Annotated in this window: 2 protein-coding genes; both read left to right on the top strand. The window is 46.1% G+C overall.

What is annotated here, in order from left to right; genetic code table 11:
* The first annotated feature begins 678 nt into the window (after nucleotides 1-678).
* Nucleotides 679-2,322: an L-lactate permease gene (locus AB4238_RS02575; protein ID WP_372031036.1), complete on the top strand. Its 1,644-nt coding sequence runs from the start codon at nucleotides 679-681 to the stop codon at nucleotides 2,320-2,322.
* Nucleotides 2,323-2,414: 92 nt separating this feature from the next.
* On the top strand, nucleotides 2,415-5,164 hold a 2,750-nt coding region (locus AB4238_RS02570; RefSeq protein ID WP_372031035.1), incomplete at its 3' end, for an FAD-binding and (Fe-S)-binding domain-containing protein.

Genomic DNA, 5,164 nt, shown 5'->3' with positions numbered 1-5,164 from the left:
TTAGCCAGCTAAGCTTTATCGCTCAAGCCTTGTACTAGAAGCATTATTCCTTACGGTAAAGAACCGAACAAAAACTAAGCTCGAAAGTTCAACAGCCCCTCGTAACAGCCTACTGTTTAAGCGACTATTCACACTGGTACCTGGCGTTATTTTATGTATTAATTGGTTAAATAATAACAACGAGGTTCACATTAAGTACCTCTAATTAATTCATAAGCTGACCATGCCTATAGTTAAAAACAGATATTAAAACAAACATATAGCCCACCAACTAGTCATTTCAACTCTAGAAACAAAACCAAAAGCGTGACGAGCTCCACACCCAGCTTTTGTTATTGCAACCAAAGTTAACGTCGCAACACGAAAGTATTAGATCAAATAACCCAATCAGATTGGCTATTTTCACTGTTTCGCCTGCCAAACGATCGAAAAAGCGGCGCGAGTAGCTTTTAGCTGACAAATAAGCGTGATCCAGATCACAGCTGAAAAAACTGGCAAACCATGACGCATCTCACTACTGGCATTCTCAACCACAATTAAGGTACAAACTGATCTAGATCATATTAGCGTTAGCCTATTTAACGTTTAGTACACACCTCAACCCGTCGGTATAAATAATTAAACATAAGTCGGGTACTTACAATTGAAGTTCGCCACCCAATAATCAACGAGGCAAGCATGACCTTTATTCAACTACTCGCAAGCTTAACGCCGATAATCAGCGTAATGCTGTTTTTGGTGCTTTTACGGATGCCAGCATCAAGAGCAATGCCCATTTCCATGGTTTTTACAGGACTAGCCGCTGTCTTTGTTTGGCAAATGGATACCACTTTTCTCGCAGCGTCAGTGGTTGAAGGTCTACTTTCAGCATTAACCCCATTAACCATTATTTTTGGTGCCGTGTTCCTACTTAATACGCTTAAGTACTCCGGTGCAATGGATACTATCCGCGCAGGCTTTACCAACATTAGTGCCGATGCCCGCGTGCAGGTCATTATTATCTGTTGGCTATTTGGTTCATTCATTGAAGGTTCTGCTGGCTTTGGTACACCAGCTGCTATTGGCGCCCCTCTATTAGTGCTATTGGGCATTCCACCTATCGCAGCCGCTGTCGTCGCGCTGATTGCCGACTCGACCTCAGTGTCGTTCGGTGCTATTGGCCTACCCGTTCTGTTTGGGATGGATCAAGGCCTAACCCAGGGCGGCGTGAATATGGCAGCGGAGCAAATTGCACAGCATGGTGGCAGCTTTGCTGACTACGCCCAGTTTATTGCTATGCATATGATCACCATCGATTTAATCACAGGCACGCTTATTCCATTAACTATGGTCGCTATCCTTACTGGCTTCTTTGGGCGTAATAAATCCTTCAAAGAAGGGTTAGCTATCTGGAAGTTTGCGCTATTTGCTGGCCTTTCATTCACTGTACCTGCATGGTTAATTAACTACTTTGCAGGCCCTGAGTTCCCATCGGTAATTGGCGCGCTTGTCGGTATGGCAATTGTTATTCCTGTCGCTAAGAAAGGATACCTGCTACCAAAAGAGCCTTGGAATGATTTCGCCGAGAATGATGGCCAAGAGCGTAAAGAGTTAGCAACTGAAGCGAAATTCTCGCAAGTTGCAGCTTGGTCGCCATACATTATTATGGCTGCATTACTGGTACTTTCACGCACGGTAGAGCCGCTTAAAGCTTGGTTAACCAGCTTTAATATCAGCTGGACAGGTTTACTCGGTACTGAGCTCAAAGCGGGTTTTGCAACGCTCTACGCCCCGGGTGCATTCTTTGTACTAGTATGTATCTTAGGTTTCTTCCTGTTTAGAATGAAATCACCTGCGATTAAAGAGTCTATCTCAGTTTCTTGCAAATCTATGGTGCCGACTATTATTTCATTAGGTGCATCTGTACCTATGGTGAAAATCTTCCTTAACTCGGGCGAGAACGCATCAGGACTTGCCTCTATGCCGGTTGCACTGGCTGACACATTAGCTGGCAGCATGGGTGCGGTTTGGGCTTGGGTATCACCGATTGTGGGGATCTTTGGCGCCTTCCTATCAGGCTCAGCCACTTTCTCCAACATGATGTTCTCCGGTCTTCAGTACAGCGTTGCCGATAATATTGGCGCTAACCACGCATTAATCCTCGCCATGCAAGGTATTGGCGCTAACGCCGGTAACATGATGTGTGTGATGAATGTCGTCGCTGCAGCAACCGTTGTAGGCATGGCTGGCCGCGAATCTGAAATTATCCGTAAAACCATGCCTGTTGCACTAGGCTATGCTTTAGTCGCTGGCACCATTGCCGCGATATGGGGCGGTTTCTAGTTCCAAGCTAATCAAATTAATAACAATAATATTGAGAAAGCCGCAACAGCGGCTTTCATCCACTCTTATAGCAGTGTGTAGAGATAGAATCGATGTCAATTAATTATGAAGCAGTATTAAGAGATCTGCGTAAGCAAGTTGGTGAGGACGCCGCCACAAATGACCCTGTGCGCCGTTTTGCTTGGTCAACTGACGCCAGTTACTTCAGAATCGTCCCGGAGATAGTTGTCCATGCGGACACGTTGGAGCAAGCCAAACGTACACTCGCTATTGCTCGCACTTATGGCGCACCAGTCACGTTCAGAGCCGCAGGTACCAGCCTATCTGGCCAAGCAATTGGCGAAGGCATTTTACTTATTCTTGGCCACGATGGTTTTAGAACATTAAAAGTCAGCGATGATGCCAACCAAATTACATTGGGCACCGCCGTTATTGGCGCTGATGCTAACGCAGCCCTTAAACCATTGAATAAAAAGATTGGTCCCGATCCGGCCACGCTCGCATCTGCAAAAATTGGCGGGATTGTGTCAAACAATGCCTCTGGCATGTGTTGTGGTACTGCGCAAAACAGCTATCAAACCATTGCATCAGCAAAGTTGCTTTTTGCAGATGGCAGTGAACTTGATACCGGCTGCGACGCATCTAAGGCTGCGTTCACTAAGACTCATCCAGAGATGATAAAATCACTGCTCGATTTAGCAGAGATGACGCTAAGTAATCAAACACTGGCTGATAGAATTCGTAAAAAGTTTTCCATTAAAAATACCACCGGATATAGCCTTAATGCGCTGGTCGACTTTAGCGATCCGTTTGAGCTTATCAACCACCTTATTGTTGGCGCCGAAGGCACCCTCGCCTTTGTCGAAGAGGTGACTTACAACACCGTTGATGAAGCACGTTTTAAAGCATCAGCGATGGCAGTATTTTTCAATATGGAAGATGCCGCAAAAGCGATTCCGCCATTAGTTGGTGATAGCGTTGCCGCTGCCGAACTGCTTGACTGGGCATCAATTAAATCAGTTACAGGTAAAGAAGGTATGCCGCTTTGGCTATCTGAGCTACCTGAAGGCGCGTCAATTCTACTTATTGAATCCCGTGCTAACGATAAAGACACCCTTGAGCGTTACACCCAAGATGTCATTGCCAAACTGGCACATATTGATACAGAGCGCCCTATCACCTTTAGTGACGACCCAGCAGTATTTGGTCAATACTGGGCGATGCGCTCTGGACTGTTCCCAATTATTGGCGGCGAACGACCAAAAGGAACCTCGGTCATCATTGAAGATGTCGCCTTTGAACTAGAGCATCTTGCTGCCGCAGCAAACGATTTAACGGCATTATTCCATAAGCATAACTACCCAGAGGGTGTTATCTATGGCCATGCATTAGCAGGGAACTTCCACTTCATCATTACCCCAACCTTCAACTCTCAAGCGGATATTGAGCGCTTCCATGCATTTATGCAGGATGTCGCTGAGATGGTTATCAACAAGTATGATGGCTCGATGAAAGCCGAGCACGGCACAGGTCGTGCAGTAGCCCCCTTTGTAGAGATGGAATGGGGCAGTGATGCTTACACCTTAATGAAGCGCATTAAGCAGATATTTGATCCAGAAAGTCTGTTAAACCCAGGTGTTATTCTTAACGACGATAGTCAAATTCACGTTAAGAATATTAAGCCCTGCCCAGTTGTTGATGATCTCGTCGACAAGTGTATCGAATGCGGCTTCTGTGAAAAGACCTGCCCGACATCAGCACTTAACATGTCACCGCGCCAGCGTATCGCCACCTTGCGTGAAATTGAACGTCTTGAGCAATCAGGTGATAAACAAGCTGCCGGCGAAATGCGCGCCGCTGCTAAATACGACGTAGTTGATACTTGTGCCGCTTGTCAGCTTTGTACCATTGCCTGCCCTGTAGATAACAGTATGGGTCAGTTAGTGCGTAAACTGAGAACGCCTTACATCAGCACCACAGAGCAAAAAGTGCTCGATTTCCAAGCTAAGCATTTTGGTGCCGTTAACCAAGTGATCAGCACGGGCTTCAACGTGTTAGGCACTATTCATAAAATCACTGGTAGCGCTGTTACTGGTGCGATTATGAAAGCCGGTCGCGTAGTGACAAAAGAAGTTCCCTACTGGAATCCTGACTTCCCAAAAGGCGGTAAGCTACCAAAACTTGCCGCGCCAATTCCAGGGCAAGAAACCGTGGTTTACTTCCCTGCTTGTGGCGGGCGTACATTTGGTCCGACTCCAAAAGACCCAGACAATAGAACCTTGCCAGAAGTGGTTGTGACTCTGCTAGAGCGCTCCGGTTACAACGTTATCACTCCAGAGAAAACCCGAGATCTATGCTGTGGTCAAATGTGGGAGTCAAAGGGTGATTTTAAAAATGCGGATGCAAAACGCAAAGAGTTGATTGAAGCCGTTGCCGCTATGACCCAAGGCGGAAAACTGCCAGTCATTATTGATGCGTTATCTTGTACTTACCGTACGCTTGCCGGTGACAGCTCATTAACCGACAAGGTTGAGATTGTTGATATGGTGGACTTTATCCATGACAAATTACTGGATAAATTAACCATAACTAGCAAGAAACCTGCGGTTGCACTGCATCTTGGTTGCAGTGCACGTAAGATGAAGATTGAACCAAAAATGGAAGCCATTGTTGATGCTTGTAGCACACAAGTCATTCGACCTGCTGGCATTGATTGCTGCGGATATGCCGGTGAGAAAGGACTTTATAAGCCCGAAATCAATGCCAGTGCCTTGCGTAATATCAAAAAGCTCATCCCTGTTGATGTCAAAGAGGGCTATTACGCTAACCGTATGTGTGAAGT

Source organism: Shewanella sp. 10N.286.45.A1 (genome assembly GCF_041470405.1).
Classification (GTDB): domain Bacteria; phylum Pseudomonadota; class Gammaproteobacteria; order Enterobacterales; family Shewanellaceae; genus Shewanella.
The sequence above is the reverse complement of the archived record's forward strand: the minus strand, read 5'-3'. Positions and strand labels throughout refer to the sequence as shown.